Below are 17409 nucleotides of genomic sequence, written 5' to 3'. Positions count from 1 at the left end.
TACATGTGTGCGGAGTCATCGAGTTCCGCCGGGCTCAATGAGCGGTGTTAACATAAATTCCAACGTCGGCTTGCAGGCCGATGCGTCTGTCAATTTCCACAAACAAGGGTCCAGCTTGAAATACCGAAAACTCGCCAATACCGACCTTGAGGTCAGCCTGATTGGTCTGGGCACCATGACCTGGGGTGAACAAAATACCGAGTCCGAAGCTCATGAACAGCTCGACTACGCGTTGTCCCGCGGGGTGAACCTGGTGGATGCCGCCGAAATGTACCCCGTGCCACCCAAGCCCGAAACCCAAGGTCGCACAGAAACCTATATTGGCACTTGGCTGGCCAAGACAGGGCGACGCAAGGACATCGTCCTGGCCAGCAAGGTATCCGGCCCCCCGACCGACCCCAAGCGACCCAGCCACCTGCGATCCGGCCAGACCCATCTCGACCGAAAGAACATGACCGAGGCGCTGGATGCCAGCCTCAAGCGCCTGCAAACCGACTACCTTGATCTGTATCAGTTGCATTGGCCAGATCGCACCACGACCACGTTCGGCCGTACCGGCTACCCCTGGAAGAAGGACGAGTACACGGTGCCCATCGATGAAACGCTCGAGGTATTGCAGGACTTCATCAAGGCGGGCAAGGTACGCTATATCGGCGTGTCCAACGAAACGCCATGGGGTGTGGCGCAATACCTGAAGTTCGCCGAAACCAAAGGCTTGCCGCGCATCGCGTCAATTCAGAACCCATACAACCTGCTCAATCGAAGTTTCGAAAACGGCCTTTCTGAATTCAGTCATCTCGACGGCCTGGGTCTGCTGGCATACTCGCCCCTGGCAATGGGCGTGCTGTCGGGCAAATATCTCAATGGAGCACGACCGGCAGGCGCCCGAATGACCTTATTCACCCGATTTGATCGGTACATGAAGCCACAGGCCGAGCTGGCCACAGCCGAGTACGTCAAGCTGGCTCGCGAGCTGGGGCTCTCGCCGGCCACCATGGCCCTTGCCTTCGTCAATCAACAACCATTCGTTGTCAGCAACCTGATGGGTGCAACGAATCTGGACCAGTTGAAAGAAAATATAGACAGCGTTGATGTGCAGCTGTCCGAAGATGCAATGGAAGCCATCCAGGGAATTCACCTTCGTTTCCCGAACCCCTCGCCATAAAGCGCTGAACTTTTCGGTTGGCGCATTGTCCCAGCAGGGTTGTGCCCGGTGGTTGAGGCCGCCGGGATATCCATTGTGAACTCCCTTCGAGCCCGTCTCGAAGCCCGTAGCCCACTGGAACGAACCGCATGACCACGCGCACGACGGCACAACCCCAAGCACAACTCACGGTCTTCGACGCCGTCACGATAATGGTTGGCCTGGTCGTCGGAATCGGCATCTTTCGGGCACCGTCCATCGTCGCTGGCAGTGTTGACAGCGAGTGGATGTTTATTGCGGTATGGGTGGCCGGCGGCGTAGTGACTCTCATCGGCGCTCTTTGCTACGCCGAACTTTCGGCCGCGCACCCACACGCAGGCGGCGAATACCATTTTCTCTCTCGCGCTTACGGCCGATCAATAGCGATGATGTTCGGTTGGGCGCGCTGTACCGTCATCCAGACGGGGGCCATCGCTGCAGTCGCTTTCATGCTGGGCGATTACCTGACTCAGGTCGCACCTTTGGGACCATACAGCTCGGCCCTGTATGCGGCTGCAGCAGTGATCGTGTTTACCGGCGTCAATATCATCGGCACCGTTCAGGGCAAGAACCTGCAAATCGCCGTCACCTTCATTGAAATCGCAGCCATCACCGCCATCATCGGCTTCGGGCTATTGGGCGATCCGGGCACCGCCGGTCCTCCACCAGTCCATCCGCCGCCACAAACGGCAGCACTGGGAATGGCCATGATATTCGTGTTGCTCACTTACGGCGGCTGGAACGAAGCGGCCTATCTTACGGGCGAGCTGCACGACGCACCGCGCAACATCGTCAAGGTTCTGGGGCTGGGTACCCTGATCCTGGTTGTCCTGTACACACTGGCCAACGTGGCCCTGCTCAAGATACTGGGTCTCGAAGGCTTGCAAGGCTCGGATGCGGTTGCTGCCGACATGATGCGCCAGGTGGCTGGCCGACCGGGCGAAATCGTCGTCACCCTGGCCATCGTGGTGGCTGCGGTGTCCACCCTGAATGCCACCATCTTTACCGGCTCGCGCGTCTTCTATGCCATGGGACGCGATCTTAAGGTCATGCAATGGCTGGGAGAATGGGATGGCCGCGGCAAGACGCCGCTTAACGGGCAGCTGGCTCAGGCCGCCATTACGCTGGCCTTGATAGTGATGGGCGCATTCGCTCCTAACGGGTTCAAGGCCATGGTCGATTACACGGCACCGGTATTTTGGGGGTTTCTGTTGCTGGTGGGCTTTGGCTTATTCATTTTGCGCTGGCGTCATCCCGCGCAACCACTTCCCTTTCGTGTACCGCTGTATCCACTGACTCCCGCGTTGTTCTGCCTTACTTGCCTGTACATGCTTCATGCCAGCCTGAAGCACACAGGCAGTGCTGCCTGGGTAGGCGTGGCGGTCTTGTTGATAGGTCTGCCCATACTGCTGCTGAAACGGAACGAGGCGGAACCGGATTAGCACGACTCCGTGCCAGGCCGGAACACCTTGTCCCACCAAACAGGAGACACTGCATGAAACGACATCTGTTTACAGGTCTGTGTTGCGCTTTTCTTGTTTCATTCCTGGCATCCGTGCCACTGCTGCCGGCTCAAGCTGCCCAAGCAGACAGCGGCGCGTACAAACCTACCGTTGGGCAGGTCGGTAAAGATGTGGTGTGGGTCCCCACCTCGCAAGACCTTATCGACATCATGCTCGACATGGCCGAGCTCAAACCCGACGACAAGCTTGTCGACCTTGGCTCAGGCGATGGGCGCACTGTGATCTCGGCCGCCAAACGAGGCGTGGCGGCCCGAGGTATCGAATACAACCCCGACCTGGTCGCGCTTGCACGAAGCATTGCTGTTCAAGAGGGCGTCGCCGACCGCGTAACTCTGGACCAGGGCGACATCTTCGAGTCCGACTTTTCCGACGCCACCGTCGTCACCTTATTTCTGCTTCCCAAACTGAATATGCGGCTGCGCCCCATTCTTCTGGACATGCCGCCAGGCACGCGAGTCATCTCCAATTCGTTTCTGATGGAAGACTGGCAGCCGGACGAAACCCGCAAGACCAGTGAAGACTGCAGCGGACACTGCATTGCATATAAATGGGTGGTGCCATCAAAGGTAGCAGGCACCTGGAAAATACACGGGACGACGGGAGAACGAAAGCTGGTGCTCCATCAGAAGTTCCAGCAGCTGAATGGTGAGCTGCACGAAGACGGCCGCAGCCTTGCTCTGACAGATGCCATAGTCAATGGCACGAAAATCTCGTTTCGTGTCGATGGCAAACAGTACGAAGCCGAAGTCATGGGCGAGGAACTGAATGGAACCATTGATGGCGAGCAATCCTGGAAAGCCACAAAAGTTCAATCCTGACCACCCGAAATCGCTGGGCCTGACGGTCGGCCGGCGATTGCGCGAGCCGGCATAACGCTAATACTCGACAATGCCGCACATGAAGGCAATTTGAAATCCCAGCAAAGGGCCCCTGTCGATAATCGCTTTGATGGATGACGGCGCGAACGCCTGGCTATGAATGTCGGGAAACACTGTACGCCCGACATGTGCAAGGCATTCGCACTGGGACCGATCATACTGACCGGTGTACCGGGCAACACAACCATCGACATAGTTTGGGCCGTCGGGCCTGCCCAAAGCAGTCTCATCCAGGTATGCCACGATATTTGAGGCAAGCCGTTCACTGATTTCGTTACAGCCGATCTCTTCAGCGGCAGCTGAGCCCAGGGTATAAAGCGTGGAGTTCTCCACCTGGCTACGGGTGGAAACGATGATGTCCGGATCTGCATACCGGCTTCCCGTCACCGCCACCACACTTGAGGCCGCCACAAAACTGATAAGACGATTGCGCTTGGACACATCTGTGGGATGCGCGCACTGCTCCAGAAAATACTTCGACATGCCGGCCGTGAACACCTGTTCGCGTTCGGTCATCACGCGCATGCATCCTGCATCGAGCGAATACAGCAGCTCTCCGAACATATGGGCCATATATCGGGGAGGGGCTTCACCGCACAGGGACATTGCACTGATGGCGGCACGGGCACTGCGATTCTCCAGAGCGCTTAGCTGGGCGGCCGCCTCAGACACTCCGGCGTTTCTGGCCAGCTCGAAATGACGACGAGCCAGGTCAGTATCCTGCGGCACGCCAAACCCATCGCGATAACCCACGGCCATGTTGTAGTGGCCATGCCCCGAGCCCAGCTCCGCCGCACGCCTGTACCATTCGAAGGCGGCCGCCGGGTCGGACGGCACACCTCTACCGTCGGCATACATGCCTCCCAGGTTGTTCGCAGCTATACCGTGCCCCTGCAGCGCTGCCCGTTCATACCAGATGGCGGCCTCTTCTTCGGATTTGAGAACGCCTTTTCCCTTTTCGAGCATCCACGCCAACTTGAACTGGGCCTCTGCATTGCCTTGGTCGGCCGCAAGGATCACCAGTTCTTTGGGCGAAAGCTTCTGCACCATGGCTTCACAACCGATGACAAAAGAAGACTGATGCGGAAAACATTGCATTCCCGCCATGACCGTTCGAACCGTTGCCACGATGGTTTCCGCGTTGCTGTTTTTTTCCAGGTAACCGTTCACTGCCAGCATATGGGCCAGAGATTGGTACAGGCCATGGCCTCGATTGCCAAAGAACAGAATGGGCAGATCCCGTTGTGTGCGCCGCGCCAGGTCCACGAGCCTGTCGGGCGTCGTGTCGGTCATCGCCGGGTCGAAGATAAGCAGGGCCAGTCGTCCGCTCATGCTCTGCAAGGCTTCGTGCAAGCCGTGAGCCTCACAGATCCGGTTCTCTATGCCTGCCTTGTGGAGCAAGGTGCTCAGGCCTCGCGTAACGACGGGCCAGGGGTCGACCAGCAATATCGAGTTCATATTGACACACCATAAAAAGACAATGGGTCAAAACACTGCAAAGTTTGGTTACTTCGTCTTTAATTTGAATATCGCTTGTTACATGCGATTGTTCGCCCTTTCTGATTACGCCTCAATCGGTCGAATGGCGTACTTAAAGTAATTTCTGAATATCAGCCGAATGGCTAGATATATCGGGCAAAAGGATTAATACCGAACCAGAGCAATACCCCTGCCCGCAACGCAATCACCAGGCCCCAAATTCTGCTGGGAGCAACGTTACATTTGCTAACAAGGGGTAATGCCCATTGACACTCAAAGATTGCCTTTAATACTATCGGTCCGGTTTGAGCGCACCCCCGGCGCACTGTTTTCCTACATTGTGAAAAGGGCCCGCCCATGCCTACCCGTTGCCATGCGCCACGTCCGTTGCTGGCGCCGACTCTCCTTGCCACCCTGATCAGCAGTCTGGGAGGAACCCTGCCCTCCACCGCTTTTGCATGCACGCAGCTAAATCAATGCGTCCTGCAGGGCACCCTGACACCACGCATCCATATCGAAGCTTCCGGCGCTGCCGGCAAGGACGGTCGGGACCGCTCGGTCCTGAACGGCGAATGGGGCACACACGGTGAAAGCGGCAAGAACGTGCAGCTCATCACTGCCAGTTCCACTTCCATAAAAGGCATCGGCCAGCTGCCTCCAATTCCTCCCTTTGTGCCGGTACGCGGAGCGGCAGTCCTGCATGTCTCCACCAGTGGCGGTCGCGGAGGCAACGGCGGCAAAAGCTCAATGGCGGCCGATGGAGTAGGCGGAATCGGAGGACGTGGCGGCACCATAAGTGCCAGTTTGCAAGGCACCTATCACAACACTTCTACCTTAAGCAATGCAGGTGCGATTGCCTTGTACTCTCGGGGCGGCAGCTCGGGCACTGGCTATCACAACGTGCATTTGAATCATGCACCCGCAGGCAAGGGCGGCACCATATCCGTTAACAGCCAGAATGGATACCTGGACGTATCCACCCAGGGAAGCAACTCGGTCGGCATGTTGCTCGATGCCAGCGGTGGCCGGGGCGGCGACGGGCGCAAACTTGCGGCCTGGGTACGCGCCCGGGCGGGGGACGGTGGTGCCGGCGGGGCCATCACATTGAATTCGGGCGGGAGCTTTCGCACGTCAGGTGCCGGATCAACCGGGATCCTGGCACTGGCGGACGGTGGAAACGGCGGCACCGTATTCGGTGGCACCCAGTTTCGCGACGGTGCCGGCGGCACTGGCGGCCAGGGTGGAACCATATCCGGCAGCTTTGGACAGGGGCAAGCCCGACACCTTATAGAAACTACCGGACCAGGCATCGACCTGAGCGCCAAAGGAGGCCACGGCGGGCAAATTGAATACGTTTCGGGATTCAACGCTCCCGACGGGGGTGCCGGCGGAAAAGGCGGCACCATATCATTCCAGGTACGCAACACCCAGATCACCACGCGAGACCCCAAGGCTCCGGCAATCCGGGCTGACGCGTCGGGCGGGCCGGGGTTCTGGGGGGGTGAATCTGCCCTGGGTAAAGGCGGTTCTGCCGGCAAGGGTGGCGACGGCGGCCGGGTCGAACTCACACTTACCGGCACCAACATCGTTACCTACGGACAGCAATCACATGGCGCCATGGCTGTAGCCGACGGCGGAGGAGGCCACACCGGAGGAAAAGGCGGAGTCTTTAGCCGGGCCGGTGACGGATCTCAAGGCGGGCAAGGCGGAAACACTACGCTGACCCACCATGGCCAGATCAAGACTCATGGCAATAACTCCATCGGGCTTTACGTTTCCAGCCTGGGCGGTACAGCCGGAGACGGCGGGCGCAGCAGTACCATCGTTGCCGTCGGAGGCCATGGTGGAAAGGCCAGTTCCGGGGGGCAAGCCCGGCTGAATAACCATGGCACGGTCATCACTTATGGAGAGGGCTCGCACGCCCTGTTTGCCCAAACGGTAGGCGGAGGCGGTGGCCTCTTCGTTGCACAGCCCAGCCAACGCTTCCTTATTGGAAGTGACTCCACCGCGTATAGCCCCTCTTCTTTGGGGGGCACACTTCATGTCGTCAACACTGGCACAGCGGTCACCAGCGGCAAAAGCGCATCAGGCCTGATCGCGCAAAGTATTGGGGGCGGCGGCGGTGCCGGAGGGAAAGCCGCCGGCCTGATAGCCGTCGGAGGGCAAGGTGCTGCAGGCGGCGACGGAGGTCTGGTCGATGTCACACAACGCGGACGTATCGACACACTGGGTGAAGAGGCCGTGGGCGTGCTTGCCCACAGCATCGGCGGGGGCGGCGGCTATGGCGGCGACGCCTTCGCCATTGCTCCAGGCTTGACGGTTGGTATTGGAGGACGCGGAGGACCAGGCGGCCAAGGTGGTCAGGTTGTGCTTCGTCACGAAGGCGAAACCCTTACAGCGGGTCGGCTGGCTACCGGATTGCTGGCCCAAAGCATCGGAGGCGGCGGCGGCCAGGGCGGATCGGTCACGGGCATCGGCACTGTCAGTGTTGCCAACGTCACCGTGGGCGGCAGCGGCGGCAGTGGCGGATCAGCAGGCCGTGTCCTGCTGGAAGATATCGCGGGCACAATCCGCACATCGGGTGCCGGCGCGGACGCCATCAAGGCGCAAAGTATCGGAGGCGGCGGCGGAAGCGGGGGCAACAGCACGGCAGTCTCCCTTGGCTTCGCATCCGTTGGAGTTGGCGGCACTGGCGGAACCGGCGGCCATGGCGGAGCTGTCCAGGCGCGAAGCCGCGCCACCATTTCGACGTCGGGCGACGGTTCGAGCGGCATGATGATGCAAAGTATCGGAGGCGGCGGCGGCGATGGCGGGTCTACCGTCGGCGCCACCATTGGCCTGCCCACGAACAAGGTCTCGTTCGCGGCAGCGATAGCGGTTGGCGGCAAAGGCGGTGGTGCAGGCAACGCGGGTTCGGTTGCCGTATCGCACGAGGGGAACATCACCACAAAAGGCCGGGAGTCCAAAGGCATTATTGTCCAAAGCATCGGAGGAGGCGGCGGTAAAGGCGGCAGCGCATCGGCCGTGTCGCTTGCGGTTCATCCTAAAGGCAGCTTCTCGGCATCGGTGGCACTTGGTGGATCCGGCGGCGGTGGAGGTCGAGGCGGCACCATTCACATGGACCAGAAGGGGTCCATCCTGACCACCGGTGCTCACTCCGACGGTATTTTTGCGCAAAGCATAGGTGGTGGTGGCGGAATGGGAGCGGCAGGCTCCGCGTATTCAATTGCCCTCGGTGCCACCTCGTTCGGCCTCGCCTTCGCACTAGGTGGTTCCGGGGGAGACGGAGGCCACGGAGGCAGCGTTCAGCTGCAGCACTCGGGGTCCATCCATACGCAGGGTGTGTTGTCGCGCGGCGCCGTGTTGCAAAGCATAGGCGGCGGAGGCGGAGACAGCACCGGCGCCGACGGCGGAGCCTTTGCCGGCACGGTAGACGCCAGCGTCATGCTGGGTGGCAGTGGCGGGCTGGGCGGTAACGGAGGCTCGATCACCTTTGTCGCCGACAAGTCTTCGACTATCCGCACGGATGGTACAGAGGCTGTCGGCCTGCTGGCCCAGAGCATTGGCGGAGGAGGAGGCAGTGCCGGCGTCACCGGCACTGCGTGGTCTCAATCGGCCCAGTCAGAAAAACCGCCACCGGGGGCCGACTTTACCCTTAAGGTGCAGTTTGCCCTGGGGGGCCGGGGCGGGAGCGGCGGCAGCGGAGGCCAGATCAAGGTCGATCATGCGGGCCAGGTACAGACTTTCGGCTCTCAATCTACTGCCCTCTTCGCACAAAGTATCGGAGGCGGTGGAGGTACGGCAGGTGCCGCACGTCACGAGGCCGAATTGGAACTCGTGGTTGCAAACCTGGCCATCGGTGGCAGGGGTGGTTCCGGAGGACACGGAGGGACGGTGCGCGTTGATCAGACCGGTTCCCTGCTGACCCACGGTGACCATTCTCATGGCATTCTGGCCCAAAGTGTGGGCGGAGGCGGCGGCCAGGGGAGCCTCAGCTCTACTCGAAACGCAGCGCTTGTCAGCGTTGGAGGCGTATTCGGGGGCTCCGGAGGAACAAGCAGCCACGGAGGTTCCGTCGTCGTCAACAATGCCGGCAGCATCAAGACGCGAGGGCGCGACAGTTACGGCATTCTTGCCCAAAGCATAGGCGGCGGAGGTGGCGTCGCCGATGTGAACCTGATTGGCGAACCCGAGCTTGGCGCCGGATCCACACTGCAGCTGTCCATTGGCGGCAATGGAGGGGACGGTGGTAACGGCGGAAACATTCAGCTTACTCACCAGAAAGGGGCCGTCATAGAAACCGCGGGGCAAAACGCCCATGCCATCATGGCGCAGAGTGTAGGTGCAGGCGGAGGAATCGGCCTGCAGCCAAAATCGAACGTTTACGATCTTCTCGAAATCCAGATCGGGGGCAAGGGCGGCGGCGGCGGCTCGGGCGGAGCGATCAACATCGACAGTCAGGGCGACATTGTCACCTTGGGCTCAGGAGCCTACGGCATATTGGCTCAAAGCGTGGGCGGGGGCGGCGGAATCGGGGGCGACAGTTCCCTGCGCATACTCGATCCCGCCATCAAGCTTCCGACCTCGGCTTCGGGACGCACCGGCAAAGGAGGTGACATCACCCTCAAGCACAGTGGTCGAATCCACACTTTCGGCGCCAACTCGGCGGGCATTCTGGCCCAGACCATCGGAGGAGGCGGTGGCATCGGTCCTCAGGGCCTTGGAACGGCAGGCGGAAACAAGCCAAATAGCCAGGGCGGAGCCATCAAGATCAATATTGCAGGCGAAGTGCGTACACATGGCGAGAACTCACCGGCCATCTTCGCGCAAAGCCTGGGATCCGGCGGACCCAACGGCAACATCGACATTACTGTAGCCGACGGTGGGCTGGTCAGTGGCTCGCACGGTGAGCACGGCGCAGGCATCGTCCTGGACGGAGGCCGTACCAACAGCATCCTGATCGAAAAGGGAGGCACTGTTACCAGCTTGGGCAGCCATGCCATCTACAGCACCCCTGGCACCCATGTGTCCACAGTCAACCATGGTCGCATCGCAGGCAGCATTGATGTAAGCGGCCACGCCACGAACGGGTTTGCCAACCTGGGGCGCTTTGATGCCGGTGCAACCGTGAAGCTGGGTAACAATGCCATCTTGCTGAACCGGGGCATACTCAACCCCCGCGGGGCCGGAGTCATCGGAGAAACGCTCCTGTATTCTCCGATGCAACAATCCAGTGCAAATCCGGCAGGGGCCGGCACGCTCGAAGTGGACGCCAACTTCCGCGACCGCCGTAGCGACGTACTGAAATACTCGAAAAACACCGAGCTTGGCGGGCAGGTGCATACCCTCGCCCGCTACCCTCTCCCCAATCGGGCCCTGACAGTTGTGCAGGCAGCCGGAGGGGCAGGTTCGCTGAAGCTTCTGCCCGAGCTGGACTCCAGAAGCTCGTGGGTGTATCAGTATCCGCTGCAGCAGCCGGATACGCGTTCCCTCGCCCTGAGCGTAGAAGCCGACTTCCGCGCCAATGATCCCGGGCTAAACGAGGATCAGCGCAACATTGCTGCCACATTGCAAGACGTATGGGCGCTGGAGCCATACGAAGACCTCTACGATGCTGCTGTGGTCTTCGACCAACTGGTGAATGTGCAAACGCTTGACGAATACCGCCAGGCACTGGACACACTGGCCTCGGACGCCAGCCTTGGGCCCGCAGCTTACATTCCCGTCGGCAATCGCAGCTTCTTCACTCGCATGATGAGCTGTCCCGGTTTTTACCAGGATGACACTGCAATGCGCGAAGGGGATTGTGCCTGGGGCCGCTTCTTGGGCAACCATATCCGACGCAGCGCCACTAATGAAACCGGAGGATTTACGGTCAGCAATCTCACCTATCAGATTGGTGGCCAGAAAGAAGTATCTCCCGGCTGGTTCCTGGGTGGTTCGCTGGCGTACGAGTCGTCCAGACATCGGCTGACAGATTTGCCGGTTCGCACCGACGGTGATGCATTTCAGGCCGGCGTGGTTCTGAAGCGTCAGTTGGGTCCATGGCTGATCGCGGGCTCCCTCACAGGCGGGCACGGCATCTATGACACGCGCCGCAGCATCCGCCTTACCGATGAAAGCTTCGAAGCGAAAAGCCGCTGGAAAGCACGCTATGCGTCTGCGGGTGTTCGTACCTCGTATGTACACGCCTGGCCCTCGTGGTACTTGAAGCCGATGCTGGATGTATCGCTTACGTATCAACATATGCCGGCCTACAGGGAAACCGGCGCGGGTCCGTTGAACCTTCACTTCGACAGTGCGAGCCAATGGTCATCCATGGTCAGTCCCTCAATCGAACTCGGAGGTCGATATGAGTGGCGAGGTAACACCCTGCGTCCCTATGTCTCGGCGGGCGTCAGCTGGATTTCGGACACGGGATGGGATGTCAAAGCGCGCTTTGAGGGCGATCCGGAGCAGCGACCTTTCGGGCTGACCACCGATCTGCCGCGTCATTTCGGCGAGCTCAAGGCAGGCGTAGTGCTGCGTCGTAAGGACAACCTCGAACTCAAGGCAGAGTACGGAGCGCGCTTCGCTGACAACTACCTCAGCCAGACGGGTGAGCTGAGGCTGGCCATACACTATTAAGGCGCAACGGCATCCCGGTCAGGTACACGGCATCTCTGGATCAGATGTCTGGCTTGGCTTGTGCCGTGCGCGGAATCGCGAGATGCCTGCCGAGTCCACGCAACCACTTGCTGAACAGGCGGATCAATGACCCTCGGATAGAGGCATGTTCGGTGTACCTGCGTAAAACACGATAAGTACGACCGGCTCGGCGCTGGTATAGCCTCGATGAGGGGTATTGACCATCTCGGCCAATACCTGACCTGCGCTCAGCTCTCGACGAGACCCGTCCGACTGCTTCTCGACTGTCAAGCTGCCGGACACCACATAAGCCGCATTGGGCATGGGATGAGTGTGCCAGGGCAGTTCCGTGTGGGGCGGAATGGTAAGTCTGACCACCGTCAGTTCCGGTCGCCCGGGGGGATAGGCGGAGTATGGCGTGCCATCCCAGGATGAATCCGACTTGAGCAACGTTTCAGCCTGAATCCCCGTCGAAGCCGCTGTAGCGTGCCCGGATAGAGCCGAAGCCGGCATGGAAGCATTCGGCGCAGCGCCTTCCATCCGATTTACCTCGCTGGCGACGGCAGCGCTGTACGCCACCAAACCGGCAAGTGCACAAGCGATAATGTCTCGACCTCGGATCTTCATGTCCGTCTCCTTGCTGACATCGACTATTCCGGCACGATAAAAAACAAAAATACTACGCCCTCTGGGGTACCAGACAAAGAAATAACCCCGAATTCCGACCCCAGTTCCGGGACTTCGAGGGCCTCTCAACTTGCGTTGTGTTTGGGGCCGGCATGCCCTACCCGGAATTTACTAGCCGCCTGCCGTGACAGTCGCAGCTGAAGCGCATCCATTACCCGACCCACAAATCGATTAAATAACACACTCCATCACTTTCCCGGCACACGATCTCTATCCGTATTTTCCCTAAGTCTATGTATAGAAGCCTGATTTTCGCTTGACCGGCAAGCCGGCTCAACCCTATTATTCGACTCACCAGTCTATTAATTAGCTATTTACGGAGAGGACATGAAGGCGCAGGAAAAGTGGATCAAGACCTTCGAAGCGATTTTTCGTCGCTGCAAGGTCGAGCCCAATGAAGTGGTGCGCATCCTGACTGAAACCGAAAGCCGAGCCATCAACGTTCATCTGGCCGAGCTTGCGATTTCGCGGCTGGGTGCCATCCCAGTGCAAATCACCGTGCCCTCCCTGCCCGTTGACGCACCGGTGCCCGTCCGTTCTACCGGCGCGTCTCATGTCATTCAAGGCATGGCTCCCGTCCTGAACGCGCTAAGCGGCCCGGGGCTGGTAGTCGACCTGACAGTCGAAGGTCTTCTTCACGCGCCCGAATTGCCCAAGATCCTGGAGTCCGGTGCCCGCGTCATGATGATCAGCAACGAGCACCCGGAAATTCTTGAGCGCCTCACCACCGGTATCGACCTTACCCGTGCAGTAAAGAATGGTGTCCGGATGCTGGCCAAATCCAAGGTCATGTCAGTCCGTTCCGAAGCGGGCACCCAACTGGATATCCAGCTCGAAGGGGCGCGGGTGGGCGGAGTGTGGGGCGGCGCAGACCGACCCGGGCTCGTCCAGCACTGGCCCGGCGGACTTTGCCTGGCCTTCCCAAAAGCAGGTTCGGTCAATGGCACTTTGGTCATGGATGTGGGCGATGTAAACCTCACGTTCAAACGCTACCTCGAAAATCCCATCACGCTGCATATCGAGAATGACTACATCACGCGCATCGAAGGCAAAAACCTCGATGCCGAGCTGATGCGCAGCTACCTCGAGGCCTGGAATGACAAAGATGCGTATGCGGTCAGCCATGTGGGCTGGGGCATGAATCCCCTGGCCCGCTGGGACGCACTGCAGATGTTCGACAAGAACGACACCAACGGGACTGAGTTGCGAGCATTCGCAGGCAACTTCCTGTATTCGACTGGCGCAAACGACATGGCCGGGCGCCATACCCAGGGTCATTTCGATTTGCCCCTGCGCAATTGCACCGTGGCGCTTGATGATCTGACCATCGTCGATGCCGGAAAACTGTGCGAGGTGTTTGAATGAGTGCCGGGATGCCCGTCTGGCTTGCCGCGGGTCGCGGCGGTACGCCACTTGTGATGCTGCACGGCATGGGATCCACGGCCAGCATCTGGCTTCCTCAATTGGAATACTTTGCTCGCGAGCGGCTGGCGGTCGCATGGACCATGCCTGGCTATGGATGGTCGCCCGCCCCCTCTGAACTGACCTGGCCGGCGCTTGCCAAGTCGTTACACGACATGCTTGACGCCCTCGATATCGAGCAGGCTCATGTGCTGGGCCACTCCATCGGCGGCATGATCGCTCAAGAGTTCTATCACCAGTATCCCGATCGTGTAAAAAGCCTGGTGCTGTCGGCCACCAGTGCTGCATTCGGAAGCCGTGATCCTGCGTGGAAGGAAAACTTTCTGAACCAGCGTATCGATGCCATGAGACCGTACGCCGATTTTGCCGAGGCAGCACCCGAGCTTCTGGCTGGCTTCATCAAACCCGACACCTCACCCCGGTTGCGGGCCCTGGCCTCGCTTTCGGCATCGCCGATTCAAAAAGAGGCCTACCTGAACGCCATGCGCCTGCTCGTCACGTTTGACCGCAGCGAGGAGTTTTCCAGCATATCGGTGCCCATCCTTCTGCTTGCAGGCGAGCATGACACCCAGGCCCCACCAAAAGGAATGCAGCGTCTGGCCCAGGCCAATGCCAACGCCCGGTTCGAACAACTGCCGGGCCTTCGCCACATGGCGAACATCGAAGCCCCTCACCTATTCAACCAAACTGTCGAAACTTTTCTGACAGCGTAACGACAGGCACGAACATGAACATGCAAAAAGAGCCCTTTATGGACAGCAGCTATCTCACCCAATTCGCTCGCTCCGCCGACGACAGCACCTTATTCGACGGCGCTCCGCTGACCGAGAAGCAAAAGGCGCTGATCGCCAAAGTCGACGAGTACGGCGTCAGATGGGCGGAACGTGCATTCAAGCACGACCGTGAAGCCAGTTTTCCCACCGACAACTACAAGGATCTGCACGAAATGGGCTTTCTGGGCCTGTGCGTTCCGGAACGTCTGGGCGGCCTGGGAGCGGACTACCGTACGTATATGCTGGTCGCGTCCCGTATTTCGTATTACTGCTCGAACACGGCCAATACGTTCAACATGCATAACGCCAACGCCCTATGGACAGCAGGCATGGTCGACGACATGGACCTGACCGACGAACAGCGTGCCCGCCATGAACAGCACCGCGCCATCCACTATGGCAATATGCTCAACGGCAAGATTTACTCTCAGCCCTTCTCGGAAGGCGGCGGAGCGGCGGCCGGCAAGCATCCGTTTGGCACCACGGCTCGTCGTACTGAAGGGGGCTGGATCATCAACGGCAAAAAGATCTTTGCATCGCTGGCCGGCTCGGCCGATTACTACGGTGTGCTTTGTACCGAGGACGTTCCCAACCCCACCTACGCCAACACCATGTTCATGGCGGTTCCGGCCGACGCCGAAGGCGTGTCGATTGTTGGTGATTGGGACCCTCTTGGCATGCGTGGCACCGTCTCCCGCACTTTGCTGTTCAAGGACGTATTCGTACCGGAGACAGCCGAAATGATGCCACCGGGCGTGTATATCAAGGCAGCTGCCACCTACCCGCACATGTTCATGACCCTCACCCCGACTTATATCGGGCTGGCACAGGCGGCCTACGATTTCACGGTGGCCTATCTGCGCGGCGAAGTAGCGGGCGTGAACGTGAAGCGGCGCATGTACCCCACCAAACAGATCACTGTGGCACAAATGTATGTCAAGCTGCAGCAGGCCTGGGCCCTGTTCCACCGGGTCACATCCGAGTTCAAGGCGCATCCGTCGCGCGGCGAGCGCATGCGGGCCTTTGCCTGCCAGCACACAGTAATGGAATATTGCGCCGAAATTGCGTCGACTGCCGTACGCGTGTGCGGAGGTCAGGCCATGCTCAAGACCTTTCCGCTCGAGCGCATGTACCGTGACAGCCGCTGCGGCGCACTGATGCTGCCGTGGACATCCGAAATCTGTATTGATCGGCTGGGCTATGGTCTGCTGTACAACGAAGGCGAGCGCGACTGATTGCCCGCTTGCCGCAAGGAGTCAACAAGGAATCACCATGCTGAACGTGCAAAGTGCCTTACCGGTGAACATTCCAGCGCCCAGCGCAGCTCCCAAGCCGGAACTGCGCCGCGCGTTCGGCCGGTTCGCCACGGGAATCGCCATCATTACCACGCTGGACGACCAGGGTCGGCCCTACGGCCTGACGATCAATTCTTTCGTCAGCGTATCCATGGAGCCCCCGATGATCAGCTGGAATGTCATTCGCGGCTCGACGGCCCACCAGACCATCAGCCGTACAGGACGTTTCGTCGTCAACGTGCTGGCCAAGAACCAGCGCGAGCTCGCTCAAAAAATGACCGGACCGATCGAACACCGATTCGTCAGTGTGCCGTATCATTCATCTACATCGGGTCTGCCCGTGTTGCATGACACACTGGCAACCTTCGAATGCGACGTGCATTCGATGATTGCAGCGGGTGACCATGATATTGTGCTAGGTACGGTCCAACAGTTCACCCATCGTGACGGCCGGCCGCTCGTTTACTGGCAAGGCGCATACGCCACTGCCATGGCGTGCGATGGCGATCACTAGAACCAACCGTATATGCTGTATCCAACCTCAGTTCTTCAATAAAAATCGGAGACAACCATGAAGTTCCGTAAGTTAGTTTCGGCTCTGACCGTAGGCATTGCCATGGCGGCCACCGGTGCAGCCGCTCAGGCGCAGATCAAGATCGGCGTCATTTCGTCCAACACCGGCCCGGTAGCGCTAATCGGCATTCCACAAAAAAACACCGTGCCACTGCTCAAAAAAGAAATCGGCGGCCAAAAAGTGGAGTACATCGCCTATGACGACGCAAGCGATCCTTCGGTGACCGTCACGCTCGTCAAGAAGCTCATCACCGAAGACAAGGTCGACGCCATCATCGGACCCTCAAGCTCGCCCAATGCCATGGCCGCGCTCGACTTCGTGGCCGAAGCCAAGATGCCGCTACTGGCACCTGTGGGCACCATTGCCATCGTCCTGCCCATGGACGACAAGCGCAAGTGGGTGTTCAAGACAACCCAGAACGACGGTCTGGTGGCTGACAAGCTTGTCGCCCATATGGTCAAGAGCGGGGTCAAGACCCTTGGCTTCGTTGGCACCGGCGATACCTTCGGTGAAACCTGGTATGGCGTGATGCAGGACAAGCTCAAGGGCACGGGCATCGAGATTGTCGCCAACGAGCGTTTCAAGCGGCCAGACACTTCAGTTACCGGTCAGGCACTGCGCGTACTGGCTGCCAAACCTGACGCCGTACTGATCGCTGCGCCGGGCGGCCCTGCCGTACTGCCACACGCTACGCTCAAGGACATGAACTACAAGGGCACGTTCTACCAAACCCATGGTGCGGCTCTCAACGAGTTCCTGAAGCTGGGCGGTGCAAAGGTTGAAGGTGCCATTGTCGCCGGCAGCGTCATGCTGGTTCCTGACCAGGCTCCGGACAGCAACCCCGCCAAAAAAGTGGCGCTTGAGTACATCAATGCCTACAAGGAAATGCACGGCAATGAGCCCGCCACCTTTGGCGGCAATATGTACGATGCCGGCCTGCTGCTCGAGCAAGCCATTCCCGAAGCCCT

The 17409-nt window shown here is 59.5% G+C and carries 11 protein-coding genes; 9 read left to right on the top strand and 2 right to left on the bottom strand.

The window, feature by feature from the left end; genetic code table 11:
- The first annotated feature begins 115 nt into the window (after positions 1 to 115).
- The 3 genes from Q1J88_RS10765 to Q1J88_RS10755 all read left to right on the top strand — a co-directional run bounded on the left by Q1J88_RS10765 (position 116) and on the right by Q1J88_RS10755 (position 3524).
- A complete protein-coding gene (locus tag Q1J88_RS10765) occupies positions 116 to 1165 on the top strand; it encodes an NADP(H)-dependent aldo-keto reductase (protein WP_301117683.1) in 1050 nt (349 codons plus the stop codon).
- Positions 1166 to 1293: 128 nt separating this feature from the next.
- Positions 1294 to 2625, top strand: a complete 1332-nt coding sequence (locus Q1J88_RS10760; RefSeq protein WP_301117681.1) for an amino acid permease — start codon at positions 1294 to 1296, stop codon at positions 2623 to 2625.
- A gap of 53 nt (positions 2626 to 2678) precedes the next feature.
- A complete protein-coding gene (locus Q1J88_RS10755) occupies positions 2679 to 3524 on the top strand; it encodes a class I SAM-dependent methyltransferase (protein WP_301117680.1) in 846 nt (281 codons plus the stop codon).
- A 57-nt stretch (positions 3525 to 3581) separates the two neighbouring features.
- Here the strand turns inward: Q1J88_RS10755 and Q1J88_RS10750 are convergent, their stop codons facing one another.
- Entirely contained in the window at positions 3582 to 5042 is a 1461-nt protein-coding gene (locus tag Q1J88_RS10750; protein ID WP_301117679.1) for a hypothetical protein, read from the bottom strand.
- Positions 5043 to 5420: 378 nt separating this feature from the next.
- Here Q1J88_RS10750 and Q1J88_RS10745 point away from each other — a divergent pair, with 378 nt between their 5' ends.
- On the top strand, positions 5421 to 11690 hold the full coding sequence (locus tag Q1J88_RS10745; RefSeq protein WP_301117678.1) for an autotransporter outer membrane beta-barrel domain-containing protein: 6270 nt from the start codon (positions 5421 to 5423) through the stop codon (positions 11688 to 11690).
- 123 nt (positions 11691 to 11813) lie between these two features.
- Here the strand turns inward: Q1J88_RS10745 and Q1J88_RS10740 are convergent, their stop codons facing one another.
- Positions 11814 to 12317 (bottom strand): cupin domain-containing protein, encoded by a 504-nt coding sequence (locus Q1J88_RS10740; protein WP_301117677.1) that lies wholly within the window; start codon positions 12315 to 12317, stop codon positions 11814 to 11816.
- 387 nt (positions 12318 to 12704) lie between these two features.
- Between Q1J88_RS10740 and Q1J88_RS10735 the strand changes: the two genes are divergently transcribed.
- From Q1J88_RS10735 to Q1J88_RS10715, 5 genes are all read left to right on the top strand, one after another.
- Positions 12705 to 13742, top strand: a complete 1038-nt coding sequence (locus Q1J88_RS10735; protein WP_301117675.1) for a peptidase M29 — start codon at positions 12705 to 12707, stop codon at positions 13740 to 13742.
- The gene (locus tag Q1J88_RS10730; RefSeq protein ID WP_301117674.1) at positions 13739 to 14512 is read left to right on the top strand and encodes an alpha/beta hydrolase; all 774 of its coding nucleotides are present in this window, start codon (positions 13739 to 13741) and stop codon (positions 14510 to 14512) included. The genes Q1J88_RS10735 and Q1J88_RS10730 overlap by 4 nt, the downstream gene beginning before the upstream one ends.
- Positions 14513 to 14526: 14 nt before the next feature.
- Positions 14527 to 15807, top strand: coding sequence for an acyl-CoA dehydrogenase family protein (locus Q1J88_RS10725; protein WP_301117673.1), 1281 nt, complete (start codon positions 14527 to 14529; stop codon positions 15805 to 15807).
- Positions 15808 to 15844: 37 nt separating this feature from the next.
- Positions 15845 to 16381 carry a flavin reductase family protein gene (locus Q1J88_RS10720; protein WP_301117672.1) on the top strand — a complete coding sequence of 179 codons (537 nt, stop codon included), beginning with the start codon at positions 15845 to 15847 and terminating at the stop codon, positions 16379 to 16381.
- Between the two features lie 102 nt (positions 16382 to 16483).
- Positions 16484 to 17409, top strand: a 926-nt coding sequence (locus tag Q1J88_RS10715) for an ABC transporter substrate-binding protein (RefSeq protein WP_301117682.1), incomplete at its 3' end; no start/stop codon positions are given.

The organism is Pusillimonas sp. (genome assembly GCF_029263785.1).
Classification (GTDB): domain Bacteria; phylum Pseudomonadota; class Gammaproteobacteria; order Burkholderiales; family Burkholderiaceae_B; genus Pusillimonas.
The sequence above is the reverse complement of the archived record's forward strand: the minus strand, read 5'-3'. Positions and strand labels throughout refer to the sequence as shown.